The organism is Flagellimonas flava, assembly GCF_900129665.1.
Taxonomy (GTDB): Bacteria; Bacteroidota; Bacteroidia; order Flavobacteriales; family Flavobacteriaceae; genus Flagellimonas; species Flagellimonas flava.
In genome coordinates this window covers 135,745-153,525 of sequence record NZ_FQWL01000002.1, presented here as the reverse complement: position 1 = coordinate 153,525, position 17,781 = coordinate 135,745, and the positions used below count along the sequence as shown (strand labels likewise).

Below are 17,781 nucleotides of genomic sequence, written 5' to 3'. Positions count from 1 at the left end.
TAATTTTTTTGAATCCTGAGAATTATATTCCTAAATTTATCACATAATGAAACCTTATTTCATTTAATGAAACACAATAATCTAGCCCATAATCTATATGAGGCGGTAAAGCTTCGTCTCCCTATTACTCAAGTTAAGTATGGAAACGAACTGGGCCTTGAGGATGCTTATGCAATCCAGCAACAGATCATTGATCTTAAGTTGGAGGAAGGGGAGCAGCTGTCCGGAATAAAAATGGGCTTTACCAGCAAACCCAAAATGGAGCAGGTTGGGGTCAATGCCCCCATTTGGGGAAGGCTAACCAACACAATGATGATCCCGAATGATGGGGTGCTACATCTTAACAACTATATACGACCAAGGGCAGAACCCGAGATAGCCTTTCTTTTAAAAGAAGACCTTACTATGGAACATTGCGGTCTACCACTGGAAGATTTGGCTTCCGGCGTAGCGGTTGCCATGGAAATCTGCGATTCCAGATATAGGGATTTTAAGTTTTCGCTTTGGGATGTGATTGCTGACAATTGCTTTGCGGCTGGATATGTTCTTGGCCAATGGAAAACTCCAGAAACGGGTATTTCTGATATAGCAATGACCTTGAATTGTAATGGTAAAACTATGGAATCGGGTAATTCGAATAGTATTTTGGGCAACCCGTTGACATCTTTATGGGAAGCCATCAAGCTAACAACTCAGTATGGTTTTGGCCTAAAAAGGGGCATGGTTGTTTTGGCTGGTGCGGCCACTCCTTCCATTTACCTTAATAGTGGTGACAAGGTTGAGGTAACGGCAGAACAATTGGGAAGCGTAAATATAAAGGTTGAGGCATGAAATCCTTGAAAAGTTCAGTCAACAAAACCTTTGCTATACTGGAGCACTTTACGATAGAGAAACCGGAATGGAGCGTTACCGAGCTGGCAAAAACAATGGATTCCAGTAAAAGTACCGTATATCGGTTTTTGTCCGACATGGAAAAAAGTGGAGCCATGTACCAAGATCCAGATTCAGGGAAATATGGATTGGGCTTAAAACTTTTTGAGCTCGGAAATCGGGTACGCATTCAGTCAGCTTTTGTGGACAGGACCCATCCAGAACTGGTAAAAGTTGCCGAGAATATTACAGAAACGGTTCATATTGCTATCTTACGGAATAAGCAGGTCTATTATGTGGATAAGGTGAAAAGCCCTCAGGGATTAACCATTAATTCCTCAATCGGTTCTTCAAAGCCACTACATTGCTCCAGCTTGGGTAAGGTGTTACTGGCGTTTTCCTTTTCTGGTTATCAAGAAATAAGGTCAAAAAACATCTTAGGTCCAGATTTGGAACGGTTTACGGATAACACTATCGCCGACCACTTTGATTTGGAAAATGAACTTATAAAAATCAGGGCCCAGGGGTATGCCATTGATAGAGAGGAGTATGAGATTGGGCTGATTTGCGTTGGGGTTCCCATTTTCAACCAACGAAATGAAATTGTGGCCAGTTTAAGCGCGGCGGGACCGGCAAACAGATTTAAAATCAATGAACTCAAAAATTATGTAGAAATCCTTAAATCCGGTGCGGATAGGATTCGAGGAAAAATAGGGGAATTTAAACCATGAAGACGATTTTGAATTACATAGGAGGGGAGTTCACTAAGCCAAAAGGCAATAGCTATTTGGATGTATATGATCCCTCCAATGCCCAGGTGTATGCAAAGGTCCCAGATTCAGATGAAGCGGACATGCAAGCCGCCATAGCCGCTGCTGAAAAGGCTTTCCCCTCTTGGTCTGCAACCTCTTTGGAAGAACGGCATGAGTTTTTAATGCGAATTTCCAAACGCGTAGAAAAGGATTTGGAAGAATTGGCATTGGCAGAAAGCATGGACAACGGAAAACCGCTAAAATTGGCGAGAACGGTTGATATTCCGAGAGTAGCATCAAATTTTAGGTTTTTTGCGACGGCACTTATGCAATTTTCCTCGGAATCCCATGAAATGAATGGGCAGGCCATTAATTATACCCTTCGAAGACCGCTTGGGGTGGTAGGATGTATTTCCCCATGGAATTTACCCTTATACCTTTTCAGCTGGAAAATAGCGCCTGCTTTGGCAATGGGGAACACTGTTGTTGCAAAACCCTCGGAAGTGACCCCAATGACAGCATTTTTGTTGGCTAAAATCTGCGATGAGGTTGGATTGCCCAAGGGCGTTTTGAACATTGTGCATGGGCAGGGAACCAAAACAGCTGCTGTTCTGAGTACACATAAGGCTGTAAAGGCAGTTTCCTTTACCGGGAGTACCAAGGTGGGCGTTGACATTGCAACTAAAGCCGCACCCCTCTTTAAAAAACTTTCCCTGGAAATGGGTGGAAAAAACCCCAATATCATTTTTGCCGATTGCGATTATAATAAAATGCTCCAAACTACCCTCAGGTCCTCTTTTGCCAACCAAGGTCAGATTTGTTTATGTGGTTCTAGAATCTACATTGAAAAATCGATATATGAAAAGTTCAAAACCGATTTTGTACAAAAGACCAAAGCATTAAGGATTGGACATCCTTCTGAGGAGGATTCGGATTTGGGCGCCATTGTTTCCAAGCCTCATTTTGACAAAATCATGGGGCACATAAAATTGGCAGAACAAGAAGGGGGAAGAATACTATGCGGTGGAAAGCCGGTTCACCCGGATGGAAACACAGATGGATGGTACATTGCTCCCACCATTATTGAAGGATTGGTTTCAGGCTGCATAACAAACCAAGAAGAAATTTTTGGTCCAGTGGTTACCCTTACACCTTTTGAGGGCGAACAAGAGGCCTTGGACCTCGCTAACAATAGTGATTACGGGTTGTCGGCAACAATTTGGACCCAAAATTTGGGAAGGGCGCATCGCGTTGCACGTGACCTGGAAGCTGGGATAGTCTGGGTTAATACCTGGCTCCTAAGGGATCTAAGAACCCCATTTGGTGGAATGAAAAATTCAGGAGTGGGAAGGGAAGGTGGTCTTGAAGCACTTCGTTTTTTCACTGAACCTAAAAATGTTTGTATAGATTATTCTAAAACATAAAAGCATAAGCACAGAAACTATGAGAATCAATGGTCATTCGCACTTGCTTCCCTATCCGGAGCAGATTCCATCCTACTTAAAGGAAAAGGAGATTTTTTGGATTGATGAGGACAGGGAATACATGCTACAGAAGGATTGGAAGCGCCCGGTTACTGATTCCAGCTTTTTTCTCAATGAGAAATTGGAATGGATGGGAAAAAACGAGATTGATCATGCTGTGGTCCTTAATCTTTCCCAATTGTATGGCAATGGGCTTCGCATTCATGATATGAAATATGCGCTTCGTTTTCAAAACGATTTTAATGCCCAGGTCCAAAAGGATTATCCTACCAAGTTTACCTGTGGTTTTGTGGTTCATGCCGGATTCATTGATGGGGCTTGTTGGGAGATAGAGCGTTGTGTGGAAGAGCTGGGTCTTCAGGTACTTTGCCTGCCCACCCACTATATGGATTCTATTGGCACTTGGCGAGGAATTTTTGATAAGGAAACAGCACCCATCTTTGAATTGGCCAATAAGTATGAACTGGCCATAGAGATTCATCCCTATGATGGTGAAAAATTTATTCAGTTGCAGAACAAATCCTGGCGCTTCCATTTGATTTGGATGTTGGCTCAATGTGCCGATGCCTATCACTTTTATACCTTGGATGGGTTATACGATAAGTATCCCAATATTAGGGTATGCTTTGCCCATGGGGGACAGCTGAACCATCTGAACATTGGCAGAAGAACCCAAGGTTTTGATGGTAGACCTGACCTTTTTGAGGGACAGACGCGCCCCAGAAAGGCAATTGGACACCCCAATATTTATTTTGACACTCTAGTACATGATACCTTTTCCTTGGAATTGATGGTAAGGCGTCAAAAAGGTACGGATCAGATTATTTTGGGATTGGATGACCCATACCCTTTGGGAGAAATGGAAAGTGAAAGACAATCCTCGTACCCTGGAAAATTACTGGACTTGGCAGTGGATGAAGGCATTATCACCCAAGAACAACATGGACAGATTTGGGATGATAACGTGGTGCGATGGTTATGCGGAGATAAGGTGGAAAAGTTTGCAAAACGTATTGGAAAGAATTAAAAATGGAGAAAACACTTGAATACGCTTTCCAACTCGATACCGAAGACAGTTTAAAATCTTACAGGGATCAGTTTCATTTGCCACTGCGAACCAACGGAAAGCCCTATATCTATTTGTGTGGTAATTCTTTGGGCCTACAACCCAAGAAAACCGCCGAATATGTACAACAGGAGTTGAAAGATTGGAAAAACCTTGGGGTAGAAGGTCATTTTCATGCGCAGAATCCTTGGTTACCCTATCATGAGTTTTTAACGGAAAAAATGGCCAAAATTGTTGGGGCAAAACCTTTGGAGGTTGTGGTCATGAATACTTTGAGCGTCAATTTGCATCTGCTCATGGCGACCTTTTATAGACCAACCAAAGACCGTTTTAAAATTCTAATTGAATCTGATGCATTCCCATCCGATAGATATGCCGTGGAATCCCAATTGAAATTTCATGGGTATGGGAATGGACTGTTGGAATTGAAGCCACGAAAAGGCGAAGTACTGCTGCGTGAGGAGGATATTGAAGCTACAATTAAAAAGGAAGGTGAATCTATTGCTTTGATATTGATAGGGTGTCCGAACTATTACACCGGACAGGTTTTTGATATGAAAAGAATAGCGGCTCTTGGTCATGCCAAGGGATGCACCGTAGGGTTTGATTTGGCTCACGGTGCAGGCAACTTACCGCTCGAACTGCACGATTCAAACATTGATTTTGCCGCATGGTGCACGTACAAATATTTGAATAGTGGCCCTGGAAGCGTTGGCGGATGTTTTATTCACGAACGACATGCCCATGCCTTTGACCTTCCAAGGTTTGCAGGTTGGTGGGGACACAATAAGGAAACCCGATTTGGAATGCGGGATGATTTTGACCCTATTCCGGGTGCTGAAGGTTGGCAGTTGAGCAACCCGCCCATACTTTCGTTGGCCGCAATTCGAGCATCATTGGATGTTTTTGATGAGGTGGGTATGCCGGGATTGGTTGAAAAATCCAGAAAACTCACGGGATACCTCGAGAAATTGTTGGAAGACATGAAAGATAGTGTCAAAATTATTACACCTAGGGATGTGAGGAAACGAGGATGTCAACTTTCCCTCCAGATTACCAAATGGGGCGGCAAGGATATTTTTAAAACCATAACGGATAAAGGGGTTATTGCAGATTGGCGAGAGCCAGATGTAATTCGTATTGCTCCGGCCCCACTCTATAACAATTACAGCGATGTGTTCAAATTTGTAACCATTTTAAAAGAAGCAATAAACGGATAATAACGGTGAAAAAGGATAAGGTACTTATTATTGGGGCAGGTCTATGCGGTTCCCTATTGGCAATAAAAATGGCACAGAAGGGATATCAGGTGGAAGTACATGAAAAACTTCCCGATATGAGAAAACATGATTTGGATGCTGGAAGGTCCATCAATCTAGCACTTTCGGATCGTGGACTTAGAGCCCTAAGATCCGCAGACTTGGAACATGAGGTGCTGTCCCAATGTATAGACATGAACGGGCGCATGATCCACAATGTTGATGGGAGTACCCGGATGTCAAACTATAGCGGGCGCCAAGGGGAAAAAATAAACTCGGTGTCACGACCTGGACTCAACAAACTGCTTTTGGATAAGGCAGAGCATTTTCCTAATGTGGACATACACTTTAATTCGAAGTGCAAAGCTGTTGATTTGGTTAAACCAGCAGCTTATTTTATTGATAAGGGAGGGGATGAAACAGAAGTGGGAGCAACCGTCATTTTGGGAACGGACGGAGCAGGTTCTGCGGTTCGAAGGAGTATGATGGCCCGCACACCTGAGCTTCTGTTCAATTTCTCACAGAGCTTTCTGCGTTCCGGATACAAGGAATTGGAGATACCACCCACCGCATCGGGCGAGTTTAAGATTGAAAAAAATGCCCTGCACATTTGGCCCAGAGGTAAGTTTATGATGATTGCACTTCCTAATTTGGATGGCAGTTTTACCGTGACTATGTTTCATCCTTTCAAAGGTGAAGGAGGGTTTGAGTCTTTGGATACCGAGGAAAAGCTGTTGGACTTTTTTAGGACGCATTACCCTGATTCTTTGGAGCATTTTCCCAATCTGGCCGAAGAGTATTTTAAAAATCCCGTTGGTATTTTGGGTACCATTAAATGTTATCCATGGCAAGCGTTTGGCAAAACCCTTTTGTTGGGGGATGCTGCCCATGCCATAGTACCATTTTATGGTCAGGGAATGAATGCCTCTTTGGAAGACGTTCGGCTTTTGGATGAGATGCTTGAAAAAAACCGGGGAGATTGGTCGGTTACCTTCAACGAATTTCAAGAATTCCGACCAGAGAACACCAATGCCATTGCGGATTTGGCGGTGGATAATTTTTATGAAATGCAGGATAAGGTGGACGATGGGGACTTTATCAAAAAAAGAAATCTGGAGATGCTATTGGAGCAGACCTACGAGGACTACTACTCCAAATATTCTTTGGTGACCTTCCAAGAAGACTTGCCCTATAGTGAGGCGATGCGAAGGGGAAGGGCTCAGGATGAGTTGTTAATGAAAATCTGCTCGGATCCAAGCTTGGAGGATTTGCCTTTGGAGCGTATCTATCAACAGTTAAAACAAATCTAATGAAGGGTAAAATTGTACCGAAGAGTGCCAAACCCCTGGGCAACTACCCACATGTGAAACGGGTAGGGGATTTCATTTTTGTTTCTGGAACCAGCAGCAGAAGAACGGACAATACCCATGTGGGGGCTGACCAAAATGAAGACGGAACCTGGAATTTGGATATCCGATTACAAACGGAGGCAGTACTCCAAAATATTCAGAAACTAATTAAGACCATGGATGCGGATTTGGATGATATCGTTGATATCACCACTTTTTTGGTGGATATGGAGGATTTTAAAGGGTATAACGAGGTTTACGGAGAATTCTTTGACCATACCGGACCTACGCGAACTACTGTGGCTGTTCATCAGTTGCCACACCCAAACCTATTGATTGAGGTAAAGGCTGTTGTCTATAAGCCCCTTTAGGACAATCAATTACTTTGCGTTTCTATTACAGGTTTAATTCCATCTGATATTGGTCAATGGTATTTTTTAACCCAAAGCGCTTTAGGTAAAACAGTTTGTCATTTTGCATCGCATCCACATTATTTGTTCTAATGGTTTTGCAAACTCGCCCCATAGCCGAGAACAATCGTTCCCAATGCTTTGCATTATTCTCAAACACATCAAACTGGGCCAGATAATTTGTTTGGGGATTGATAATAAAATATGCTGCCGGAGCCTCCCCATTAAACACAGCGTAAAACTCAAAGTTACCCTGTTTTAAGGTTTCGATGTCGTTATCCCAAGAGTATACCGTTTGATCTATCCTATTCCAATCGAAAAAGTCCATACCCACTTTCTTCATTTTAAAATCTGTTCTGCCCAGTTCCGTGTTGATGTCTCCATCATAGCATTTAAAGTCTTTAACAATGGTAAATCCAATCCGTTCGTAAACCTTCAGAGCAACTTTGTTTTTTGTAATGACCTCTAGGGTACATTTCTCGACTCCCTTTTTCCTTAAAATGGGAATAGCGTAATCATAAATGGCATCAACAATTTGTCTGCCCCTGTAATCAGGTACCACCCCGGTTCCTGTATTGTGGGCGATCCTATGGCCGTTTCTATGATTGACTGCATTGATAATAAATCCAACTAGCATGTCTCCATTGAACATTCCAAAAGACAGGTCATAATCAACCTTTGCCATATCCCACCGATGTCTATAATAGTCCACCTCCGTAGGCATTTTTACAAAATACCCATCAAAGGCCTTTAGGAAAACAGCTAGGAACTCAGAAAAATTAATGGTCTTCAAACTTCTAATTTGCATATCAGTTTTTTAAATTGAACAGGGGAGGCATAGCCTTATGTTCCATTTTTATGCCTTTTGGCGAGCCTTTTAAGTGTTTTCACAGTTTTTTTGGTGTCCTTTTGATCCACAAAAATATGATCATGGTAATACCCAGCTACAACATTACAGCTAATACCGAATTTGGCCAATTCTCCCGAAAACGCAGCAGTCAACCCAACGGCATCCAAAGCGGAGTGGATTTGCAAGGTGATCCACGAGGCAACAAATTCAAAAGACAATCCGAGTTCTATGGCTTTGTCTCTTTTTATGATCAACGTTGTCCCTTCTTTCTCTCTAAAGCCGCAGATGACATCCCCACTGTGTATACCGTTATAGTTTGATACGGAAACAAAAACATATTCACCCTCGTTTACAATTGGGTCCATGCCTGCGATTAGCTTGGATAAGTTAGTTTCTCCTGTCATAGTTAAATGCTATTTTTTGTTCACTAGAGTTTTGAATGAAATAAGGGACCAGATGGCTTCAAGTATCATAAAGGGCCAAAATCGTAGCAAGCAAGATGCCACAAAGGCAATTGTGGCTCCGGTAAAATTTAAGATTTTGTATAACAAATCATTCGTGTCCACTTTTCCGGTAGTGTTCAGGAAATAGGCCAATAGTATTTGCGAAACGCCAAAAAACCCAACCCAATCTGCAATTTCCATATTTTACTTTAATTTCTGTTGTTTATCTGTGAAATCTGTAGGTTAGTTTGATCAAGAAGGTACTTTCCAAGGTTCTTGAAAATAGCTGTTCATCCAGGGATGAAACTAGTCCGTCCATTGGAAATGCAGTATTATTCAGGCCTTGCGACCAAACCAGAAATAGTTCGGAACCTGGCCTGTACTCCCATCGATATACCAAGTTTGATCTGAACTGTGCGAATGAAAAATCTGGAACCCTAATTGAAGTATCGCCTAAATTATCTCCATCCAGGTCCACTTCATAGTTAGCCCCTGCAGCTTCTCTGCCAAGGATGTTCAATGGTTGCAGTTGGCCATCCCCAAAGGATTGTAGAGGATTTTGGACAAGGCTGAACTGATTGTATCTTCCCTGCGAAATAAAAGGCTCGGCATAGTACTGCAGTGCCATGTTGGGAGTTAGGGTCACATCCGCCCGAAGAACCAAGCTCAGTGTTTTTTGATCCAAGCGGGATACTACAAAATCAGTATCCGCGCCATTGGTCAAGTTCTGATTGAATTGAAGTCTATGCCCAATTTGTGTGAGTTTTGGGGTAACCGAAATGCGAAACCTATCCAGTGGTTGGTAATTGATACCTATGTTGTTTTCAAGAAGATAATAGCTCCCAGGTCCTCCGGTTTTGGTCCACCCAGAATAGTTGATAAAGAACTTCTTTCGTGAATCCGTGCTTAACGCCCACCAAAATCCATATTGGTCGCTAAGTTTGATCCTTGGTCCGCCCTGTAGCAAGGACTTGGAGAAAATATGTGGTTGGGAAAAGTATCCAAAGGTGGCCGACCAATTGTTCTGAAAGGTAGCCTCGCCAGAGACATCCCAATCCACATAATTAAGCTTACCTTCAAAATCAAAATTGAACCAATGCTTATAGCTTACCTTGGCATTTCTGAAAATCCCAAATGAGTTGATGGATCGATAGGACACCCCAGTGTAGTGTTGGAAAATATCCGCTTCCCTTAGAAAACCAATATCGTTAAGGTCAAGCTCCGGAGAACGCCAGGTAAACCCCAATTCCCCCTGGATATTCCCCTTTCCTGCTTTTCCCAGTTTAATATCGCCTCCACTACCGGTTAAAGAGGTTCTTGTGGAATCTACTTGCAAATGACCCGCTCCCCTCTGGAACAAATGGGGAATAGAGAGTTGGGTTCTATGTATGGCTTCTCTAGAACCGCTTACATGGCTCATTACAACATTGGCACCCAAATACCAATTCCGGTTACGCCATTGATGAAGAAAGTCTATTCCCCCTGTTTTGGCAGATTTGTGTAAATGGTCGGTTTCGGGAGATGCTTCACGTATCACAGATGTAAATATTCCGCCCAAAAATGTCTTCCTGTTATTGAGATCCTTTAATACGCGGGCTACAAAATAATTGGTCTGGGGCTCGATCAATTGCGAACTGCCATCACTTATTTCTGCATATATTCTCGGTGTGAAACTTTCCAGCACTCCAAAGGACAGCCCGTTTTTGGTTTTACCACTTAGCTTTACGGCACCAAGAATTGTGGTCCTTTGTGGGATATCTGCAAATTGACCCTCTTCCAAAGAGACACTTCCCTGTGGCTGTCGACCAATTCGTCTTGAGTAAAAAAGGTTATCGGAACTGTAGGGCCCACCAATGATTGGGGAGGAGAAGCGATAGTCAAATACGTTTTTGTTCTCAATGAAAAAGGGACGTTGTTCTTGAAAGAACAATTGGAAACCATCTAGGGCAATTGCGGCAGGATCAGCCTCCACTTGGCCAAAGTCTGGATTTATGGTAAAGTCTAGGGTTATATCGTTGGTAATACCCACCTTTCCGTCCACACCAAAGTTAAAATTACGAATGCTACTGTTCCGGAAAGGATTTTCAGGGTTTTTTTCAAAAGTTTCCAAGGTGCCCACAATGAAAGGCTGTATTTCCAACTGTTTTTGCGGTTTGGTGGAGTTGATTCCTGTAAGTCCGCCAAATTCACTGACCCATCCTGGGGCATCTTGGGGAACTCGTTGCCATACCGAAAGTTCTTCGTTTCTTAGGATTCTTCGCTGGACCTGTAACCCCCATGTTTGGGTCTCCTCTTCGCTGAACCGCAGCTGACTTAAGGGGATTTTCATTTCTGCTATCCAGCCTGTCGGACCCATTCCACTTTGTGCATACCAAATGGGGTTCCATGCTACATCCTCTTCGGCTCCGTTTAGGGTAATATATTTATCGCTCTTAACTCCTGAAGAACTCAATGTGAAGGAAAAGGCCGTACGTTTGTCATGGTAGGTGTCCAGAACAATTTCTACCCAGTCCCCAGTGTATCCATCTCTTCTGGACATCCAGCGATTCACCTGCTCTTTTTGATCGTCGCAAAGAATGGCTACATAAAGGAATTTGTCATCGTGAACGACTTTAAAATGCGTTTGGGCCGTTGGTGAGGCTCCTTCATTGGGCAATCTTTGTACAAAATCTGAACTCCACCCATCTACCAATACAGACCATACTTCATCATCCAACGACCCATCGATGGTGGGTGAAGTGGTTATCCTTGTTGCTTTGTAGTTTCGCAAGGTAATCTGTGAATACCCCAATAAACCTGTAAGCATGAGAACTATAAAAATGATAAATCTATTTTCCACGTCCTTATTTTTTTGGTGCACCAAAGGACGGAAGGGTACTATTTAAACCCTAGTTTCATAATTGAAATGTAACGATGGGACAAGATGAAATTTTTTCAAGTTGCAAACGGTTTATCGCCTTTGGATAGAAGTAGCTAGGAGGATGCAAAGAAGAAATCCCAACTCTACAAATGCGAGGAAATGAAGGATGAATGAGTTGGGCGTTTTCTAAAGGTTTAAGAAGTCTTCCTCAAAACTGGAGATAAAATCATGAATATATTTCTTGTTCCTGTTGGCTTTTCGTACCACCAGATAATGGTCACGTTTAAGACCATTTTTGCCAATGCGCTTAAATACAATATCCTGTGAAAGTTTGAAGGACTTCAATTGCCATTTTGGAGTGCACATGATTCCCATATTAGCCTCTATTAGGGATAAGCTTATCTCGGTAAAGGGAATGGCGGATATTTTAGCCGGATTTATTCTGTTGGGCTTTAAAAGATGCTCATAAATAGAAACTCCTTCCATGGGAAACGAATTGATCAACAAGTGAACTGAAGCAAAGTGGCTCGCCTCCAAAGACGCCATTTCGTTCAGTGGATTTTCTTTGTGCATGACAGCGAATATTTCGTCCTCATGAACCTTAATGCTCATTAGTTCTTCCGAAGCTGGTTTTGTGGTAACAATGGCAATGTCTATATCATTCGACAATACCTGTGAAATGGTCTGATGTGTGGCCCCCAAGGTGAGATCAATGTCAATTTCCGGATATAAAATTCCCATTTTTTGGATAAAACCGGGTATGGTATGAAAGAAGGATTGACATTCCGCACTTAGTTTAATGGAACCTCTTGAACCCTCTTTAATGTGTTCAATATTACTGAAGCCCTCATCTATAGACCGGAACAGTTTATTGGCGAGCCGATAAAGTTCATGACCCTCTTCTGTTAATTCCCACTGATTGCGCGTTCTGTGAAAAACCTTGAAACCCAAACGTTCTTCAAGATCTCTAAGTTGATGGCTCAGGGCAGATTGTGTTAAAAACAAACGTTCGGAGGAATTGGCCAAACTGCCTTCCTCCGCTATGGTCTTAATAAGTCTGAAATACTTGAGTTCCATGTGGTAAAGATACAATAAGACCCTATGGGTAGTAGTTGAAAAATTTTCAATGATAGAAGGAACAGCATTCAATCAAATTACTGTTTGAGCCCAATATCCGATAATACTTTTGGTGATGAATTCTAAAAAAAAACAAATGAAAGCTATAAGAAATTCCACTAAACTATTTTGGTTAGTGCTCCTAGCTGTTTTGGCTGGTTCATGTGGTAAGGACGATGCCCCTAAAACTGAACCGGAACCAGAGGCAATACTCACAGTTTATGGGGTGATTTCCCAAGAAACTGAGTTAAGTATTTTGACGGAAGCCTTGGAAAAACTTCCATTTTTACGGAATCAACTGGACGATGGAACCGGGTTTGGCGCCTCCAAAAATGGTTACACGGTTTTTGCACCTAACAACGACGCTTTTGCATCTTTTCTTTTGGAAAATGGATATGATGGAATCGCTGCCATTGATGCTGAAAATCAGGCAGATATTGATTTTTTGACCAGCTATGTTAGAAACCATATCCTGATCGAGAAACTGGATGAGGCCAACTTAGAGGCAGAGGAAATAGGATTTCTGGTTACCCATACCACCCAAGGAATTAACCTGTTCTTTAATGCATTGGAATCTCCCATAACCTTAAATGGAAGTTCCAAGATAACCAATACGAATCTACAGGCCACAAACGGAATTGTGCATATTGTGGACGCTGTGATTCCCTTGCCTACTTTGGCCACTTTTATTGCGGTACACCCCGATTTTGAACATATGGAGGAAGCAATTGAGCTGCTGGAACCAGAGGATTCGGAAGTTAAGGACGCATTGACCGATGCCGCAGAATTTACCCTTTTCGTTCCAACAAATGCCGCTTTTGAAAGCTTTTTTGAAGAGGTTGAACTTGATATGCTGGAGGATTTAGGACCTCACATTTTGAAGTATTTTGTGGAAAGCCATGCCATTCCAAACAATATTGTTGATGCCTCCGAAATCGAGTCCACTATTGGCAATTCAACCGTGAATACCATGAACATTGCTTTAACAACAGGAAAAGAAAATGATGTTTTGACCCTGACGGATACACAAGGTCGACTGGCCCATATTGTTATGGAGGATGTAAAGACCTCAAACGGGATCATACATGTCATAGATAGCGTAATACTGGGGCTTGGTGAACCCAGTCCAGAACCGGAACCAACGCTCTATGAAATCATTTCCCAAAACCCAGATATGACAACTTTTAAGGCGGCATTGGAGAAGTTACCATCCCTTCGCGATGTATTAAATGATGATTCCAACGTGGCGACCTTGGCCGATAATTTTACCGTATTTGTCCCTTCGGATATTGCTTTTGATGCTTTTTTACTTGAAAGCGGTTTTGATGGCATTGAAGCTATCGATATGGAAAACCCCGACCACGTAGATTTTCTGGTCACCTATGTATACAATCAAATTGCGCTTGAAAGTTGGCCGAGAGCAATACTGGAAATTGAAGGGGTAGGGTTTCTTTCGACAAACACGCTGGAGAAAATACAAATGCTCTTCAATACGGCAGGGGGGGAAATGGTTTTAAACGGGGCCGCCACCGTAATCTCAGGGACCTCCGCCAAAAATGGCATGGTTTATCTTGTGGACAATGTTATTCCCCTACCAACGGTGGCCACTTTTATTGGGGCACATCCAGATTTTCAAACTATGCAGCAGGCTTTGGAAATTGCAGAAAGTGAATTGGGGTCCAATATTAAGAACGATATGGAAGTAGTGCCCTCCTATACTACTTTTGTTCCAACCGACACAGCCTTTAATGACCTACTTGATGAAATTAATGCTAATGGTGGTTTGGAGATTGAAACAATTGAAGAGCTGGCTCCAAATATTGTAGAAGATATTATCGAAACTCATGTCATTCCGTTTAATCTGGTTGACGCTTCGGATATTGAAAATGCGTCCGGAGGAACAATTAACACCCTAACGGATGAACTCCAGGTGGATGTGTTAGAAGGAGGTGTTATTAGGTTGACGGACCCTCAGAACCGAGTGGCCAACATAATTTGGACAGAGATAAGGGCCTCCAATGGTTTTATCCATGCTATTGATAGGGTTTTATTGGGGAATTAAGATTTTTGGATTAGAAAGAGAAAGGGTTTTCAATTAGGCACTAAGAATAAAAATGGTGTGTATGATGGAGGACCCTTTCAATTTGACAGGTTACGCAGATTGCAAATTTGGATTTCTTTTTTGAAACCGTTTTTAGCTTTTAGCTAGATGAAGATTCTCATCTATGGATTTTCAGAGGCGACTATTTTATTAAGCTTTCCAGATGAAAAACCTAAAATAGTCAATGTTGGATTAAAGTTTAAACAGTTATTTGAGTTGATTGTTCTTTATGGAGAAACTGCTATAGTTGCATTGCCATAGAAGTAAAAAAACCAACTAACTATCCCAACCATCTTGAATCCATCTTCAAATAAGTAGGGATTTAAGTAAGGAATTGGAAACACATCTAGAATAACCGAGAGCCCAAAGAAAAAAAATGCCATTAAAAGCAAAATGTAATCGGTTTTTACAATAACCGAGTAGAAATTCACTATCCAAAAAATTATAATCAAGGCATAGATAACGTATACCGCTTTTTCCGGTATGCCGAGAAATGGATATAAAACTTCGTGCATTAGAAATACGTCATCAAAACATAGAAGCAGTGTTAATAATCCAGATAGGTAGAGAAATCTTTTAAATCCTAAGATTTCATGGCGTTTTAAGTCCATGTTTGCACCAAATATGCACAAGGTTGATGCTGCAATCCAGAAAAAAATTCCTAATTGAGAAAAAAAGCCTGTATAAATAGGAACTTTAGCGGTACTAGCTATATCACGTGTTAGATTGGCTATGGGGACCTCTTTCCATGCATGCAATAATACTACCGGGCTTATAAGGAATATTGATATAAGCAGTATCGTTAGAATTTTCAATCGATTTGATTGCACTTGAGATTTTATTTTCATTTTATTTGGTTTCATTGATTCTGCACAAGTTATGTTCCTTGCTTGTGCTCAATAGTCCCAGCTATCATTTTATAGAGAAATCACATTTTTTTTAATACGCCACGGAGCCACTCCCAATACTTGGCATGGCTATTTATATTTTTCTTCTGCATTAAGATAAAAGTTGAATTCCTTGCGTAAACCAGGAGTAATGAATCTTACACGGTAATTTCTGATTTTACTCCATAACCGCTTAAAACTCTGTGCGGAAATCCAATTGCCATGATTATTGATTTTTACAACGTTTTGGAAAGACATAAAAATATTCTCACCATTTCCTATATTATAAATACCTGCAGGAAAAGGAACTTTTTTCAATTCTATGTTTGAGTCAAGTGTGGTTAAAAAGTGATTAAAATAAATGTTTATTTCGCCCTCATCAAAAAAATGTCTTACGAGGTTTGGCTTAACAATTACACAGCTTCCGCATAAACGATTGAATCTTGTTGTAACGACCATAAAATTCTTCCATTTGAAACTCAAATAACCTTTTCCAATATACCAACCTGGTAAATCATTTCCACTGTTATTTACAAATGCAACAATCCTATTACTGATAAAATCATCAGAATCTACTAGCATTACATAATCCGTGTTGAATTTTTTACTTGCAAAGGCAACACCAAGTTTAATTTTATTGCCTTTATCTATTCTTTGTTTATGAAAATACTCCTGGGGAATGGTATTGCCTTTGATTGGCGGCCCGAAATCTGGATGAACAAAATATAGATTTTTATGAGTATAGCTTATATCGGGAATTTCATGACAAACCACAACAATCCTAAAATTTGAATCCGTTTGATTACAAATTGACTTAAGAGTCCTCTCAAATATTTGACTGAAATTGGTCCAGTCTGAAGCTACTGACTTACTCTTTACCGGTATAACAAAGGTTAACATATACTAATAGGGCAATAAACAATTATTAACTAAAAGGCAATCTTACTTATTAAAACCGAAAAGTTAAGGCTAAAAAAGTTCTTTTGGGCTAAGAAAGACATTGCGCATAGATAAACTCCGCTGTATAATAAGGTATTCATAATCTTCTTGAGAAGGACTAATGCGAGTTGAGAGGAAAAGAAAAATGCAATATATGCGTCAGTGATTCAAGAAACGAATACGGTTCATGTCCGCACAGAGTTTTAAGGGGTTTGGCCATAGTAAAATAGAATCTTTTTACTCTAAAATGACTTTTACACCACCTTCCATAGCGTACAGCTGCTTGATTTCTTTTTCTGTCAGATTTCTATTAAAAATGGATAAATCATCCATAAGCCCAATATAACTCAACCCGAGATAGATATTGGACTTATCCAACTCCCATGTAAAAGAATCGGTTATGTTTGTTCTTGAACCTTTTAACTCCCCATTTAAATAAAGTGAGGTTTCTCCATTTTCGGTATTCAATCCAGAAAAGTTAATAAGTACATGGGTCCAATTGTTTGTGGTAAATGGAGGGTTGCTAACAGGGACTAGCTGGGGAAGGAAAAGGTTATCTTCATCTTCCAATCCGTCGGGGTTCCAGATATCTCGATCCCCGATAACACCTAATCTAAAATCTCTGGGATTATCCTTTGTGAAATCGACCCAAATCGCCGCATCGTTGTAGCTTACATCGGTAATCTGTATAGGATCGCAATAACCAGGTTCCAAGTCTGTCGCAGGATCAAGGCTCAACCAAAAAGATATGGCCCCGTTCCAGTTCTTATTCTGGTAGGCAATGTTTTTAGCACTAGCATAATAGATGGATCCTTTGCTACGTTTTGCAAAGTGCAATCCAGACCCGTATTTGCCCTTACCCTCTAGGCGGGCAATATCGGATTTATGAAGACCTGCCATTGCAGAATCCAGAGCACTTCTATTGGGAACAGTATACATGAGGGAATCTCCTAATGCATAATCCGCATTTATCCCTTTGTCAAATGATGCGTAAAAGGTCAATGCCTGTTTTAAATTGTCATAGGATGCTCCCTCTTCGACCACTTTTTCTTTGCTGCCTTTCTGCTTGCATGAGCCCAGCGAGAAAATACACAATGCAACAATAACCGCGATATATTTATTGGAATACCTTTTAGTCATTTTTTTGTAATTGAAACCTTAACCCTCTGCAATGTACATAAATAAACATCCATTTTAGAGGTCTTTATTTAAAAGTAAAGGTGTTTGATCAGCTTTTGAAATGGACTTTTTTTAGATATAATCCTTACAATTGCCTATGGCTGGACCGCGATTTGGAACCTCCTTGCGGCCATACAAGTTTTTTTCGTTCCTAGCTCTACGTATGATTTTAAGGCCATTTAGAAAAAAGTCTAACTGAAACTGGAAATATTTCAA

The 17,781-nt window shown here is 41.2% G+C and carries 16 protein-coding genes; 8 read left to right on the top strand and 8 right to left on the bottom strand.

The window, feature by feature from the left end:
• Positions 1-66 precede the first annotated feature (66 nt).
• From BUC10_RS06470 to BUC10_RS06440, 7 genes are read left to right on the top strand one after another with little or no spacing between them, the layout of a single operon-like run.
• Positions 67-831, top strand: coding sequence for a 2-keto-4-pentenoate hydratase (locus tag BUC10_RS06470; protein WP_073177551.1), 765 nt, complete (start codon positions 67-69; stop codon positions 829-831).
• On the top strand, positions 828-1,601 hold the full coding sequence (locus BUC10_RS06465) for an IclR family transcriptional regulator (protein ID WP_073177549.1): 774 nt from the start codon (positions 828-830) through the stop codon (positions 1,599-1,601). The genes BUC10_RS06470 and BUC10_RS06465 overlap by 4 nt, the downstream gene beginning before the upstream one ends.
• Complete coding sequence (locus BUC10_RS06460) at positions 1,598-3,046, top strand: aldehyde dehydrogenase (RefSeq protein WP_073177546.1); 1,449 nt, start codon at positions 1,598-1,600, stop codon at positions 3,044-3,046. The genes BUC10_RS06465 and BUC10_RS06460 overlap by 4 nt, the downstream gene beginning before the upstream one ends.
• 19 nt (positions 3,047-3,065) lie before the next feature.
• Entirely contained in the window at positions 3,066-4,133 is a 1,068-nt protein-coding gene (locus tag BUC10_RS06455; protein WP_185116256.1) for an amidohydrolase family protein, read from the top strand.
• 2 nt (positions 4,134-4,135) lie between these two features.
• Positions 4,136-5,392: a kynureninase gene (kynU, locus tag BUC10_RS06450; RefSeq protein WP_073177542.1), complete on the top strand. Its 1,257-nt coding sequence runs from the start codon at positions 4,136-4,138 to the stop codon at positions 5,390-5,392.
• Between the two features lie 5 nt (positions 5,393-5,397).
• Positions 5,398-6,741 (top strand): FAD-dependent oxidoreductase, encoded by a 1,344-nt coding sequence (locus BUC10_RS06445; RefSeq protein WP_245812791.1) that lies wholly within the window; start codon positions 5,398-5,400, stop codon positions 6,739-6,741.
• Entirely contained in the window at positions 6,741-7,151 is a 411-nt protein-coding gene (locus tag BUC10_RS06440) for a RidA family protein (RefSeq protein WP_073177538.1), read from the top strand. Before BUC10_RS06445 ends, BUC10_RS06440 begins: the two co-directional genes overlap by 1 nt.
• 25 nt (positions 7,152-7,176) lie before the next feature.
• Here BUC10_RS06440 and BUC10_RS06435 read toward each other — a convergent pair whose 3' ends face one another.
• The 5 genes from BUC10_RS06435 to BUC10_RS06415 form a co-directional block, all read right to left on the bottom strand.
• Entirely contained in the window at positions 7,177-7,998 is an 822-nt protein-coding gene (locus BUC10_RS06435; RefSeq protein ID WP_073177536.1) for a GNAT family N-acetyltransferase, read from the bottom strand.
• 35 nt (positions 7,999-8,033) lie between these two features.
• Positions 8,034-8,444 carry an ACT domain-containing protein gene (locus BUC10_RS06430; RefSeq protein ID WP_073177534.1) on the bottom strand — a complete coding sequence of 137 codons (411 nt, stop codon included), beginning with the start codon at positions 8,442-8,444 and terminating at the stop codon, positions 8,034-8,036.
• A 9-nt stretch (positions 8,445-8,453) separates the two neighbouring features.
• Complete coding sequence (locus BUC10_RS06425; protein ID WP_073177490.1) at positions 8,454-8,684, bottom strand: CBU_0592 family membrane protein; 231 nt, start codon at positions 8,682-8,684, stop codon at positions 8,454-8,456.
• 22 nt (positions 8,685-8,706) lie between these two features.
• The gene (locus BUC10_RS06420) at positions 8,707-11,322 is read right to left on the bottom strand and encodes a DUF5916 domain-containing protein (RefSeq protein ID WP_084732576.1); all 2,616 of its coding nucleotides are present in this window, start codon (positions 11,320-11,322) and stop codon (positions 8,707-8,709) included.
• A gap of 207 nt (positions 11,323-11,529) precedes the next feature.
• Positions 11,530-12,420 carry a LysR family transcriptional regulator gene (locus BUC10_RS06415; RefSeq protein ID WP_073177487.1) on the bottom strand — a complete coding sequence of 297 codons (891 nt, stop codon included), beginning with the start codon at positions 12,418-12,420 and terminating at the stop codon, positions 11,530-11,532.
• A 136-nt stretch (positions 12,421-12,556) separates the two neighbouring features.
• Between BUC10_RS06415 and BUC10_RS06410 the strand changes: the two genes are divergently transcribed.
• The gene (locus BUC10_RS06410; protein ID WP_165614870.1) at positions 12,557-14,521 is read left to right on the top strand and encodes a fasciclin domain-containing protein; all 1,965 of its coding nucleotides are present in this window, start codon (positions 12,557-12,559) and stop codon (positions 14,519-14,521) included.
• Between the two features lie 266 nt (positions 14,522-14,787).
• Here the strand turns inward: BUC10_RS06410 and BUC10_RS06405 are convergent, their stop codons facing one another.
• The 3 genes from BUC10_RS06405 to BUC10_RS06395 form a co-directional block, all read right to left on the bottom strand.
• The gene (locus BUC10_RS06405; protein WP_222843715.1) at positions 14,788-15,408 is read right to left on the bottom strand and encodes a hypothetical protein; all 621 of its coding nucleotides are present in this window, start codon (positions 15,406-15,408) and stop codon (positions 14,788-14,790) included.
• Between the two features lie 129 nt (positions 15,409-15,537).
• A complete protein-coding gene (locus tag BUC10_RS06400) occupies positions 15,538-16,347 on the bottom strand; it encodes a glycosyltransferase family A protein (RefSeq protein ID WP_073177481.1) in 810 nt (269 codons plus the stop codon).
• Positions 16,348-16,623: 276 nt separating this feature from the next.
• Entirely contained in the window at positions 16,624-17,526 is a 903-nt protein-coding gene (locus BUC10_RS06395) for a LamG-like jellyroll fold domain-containing protein (RefSeq protein WP_073177478.1), read from the bottom strand.
• Positions 17,527-17,781 lie beyond the last annotated feature (255 nt).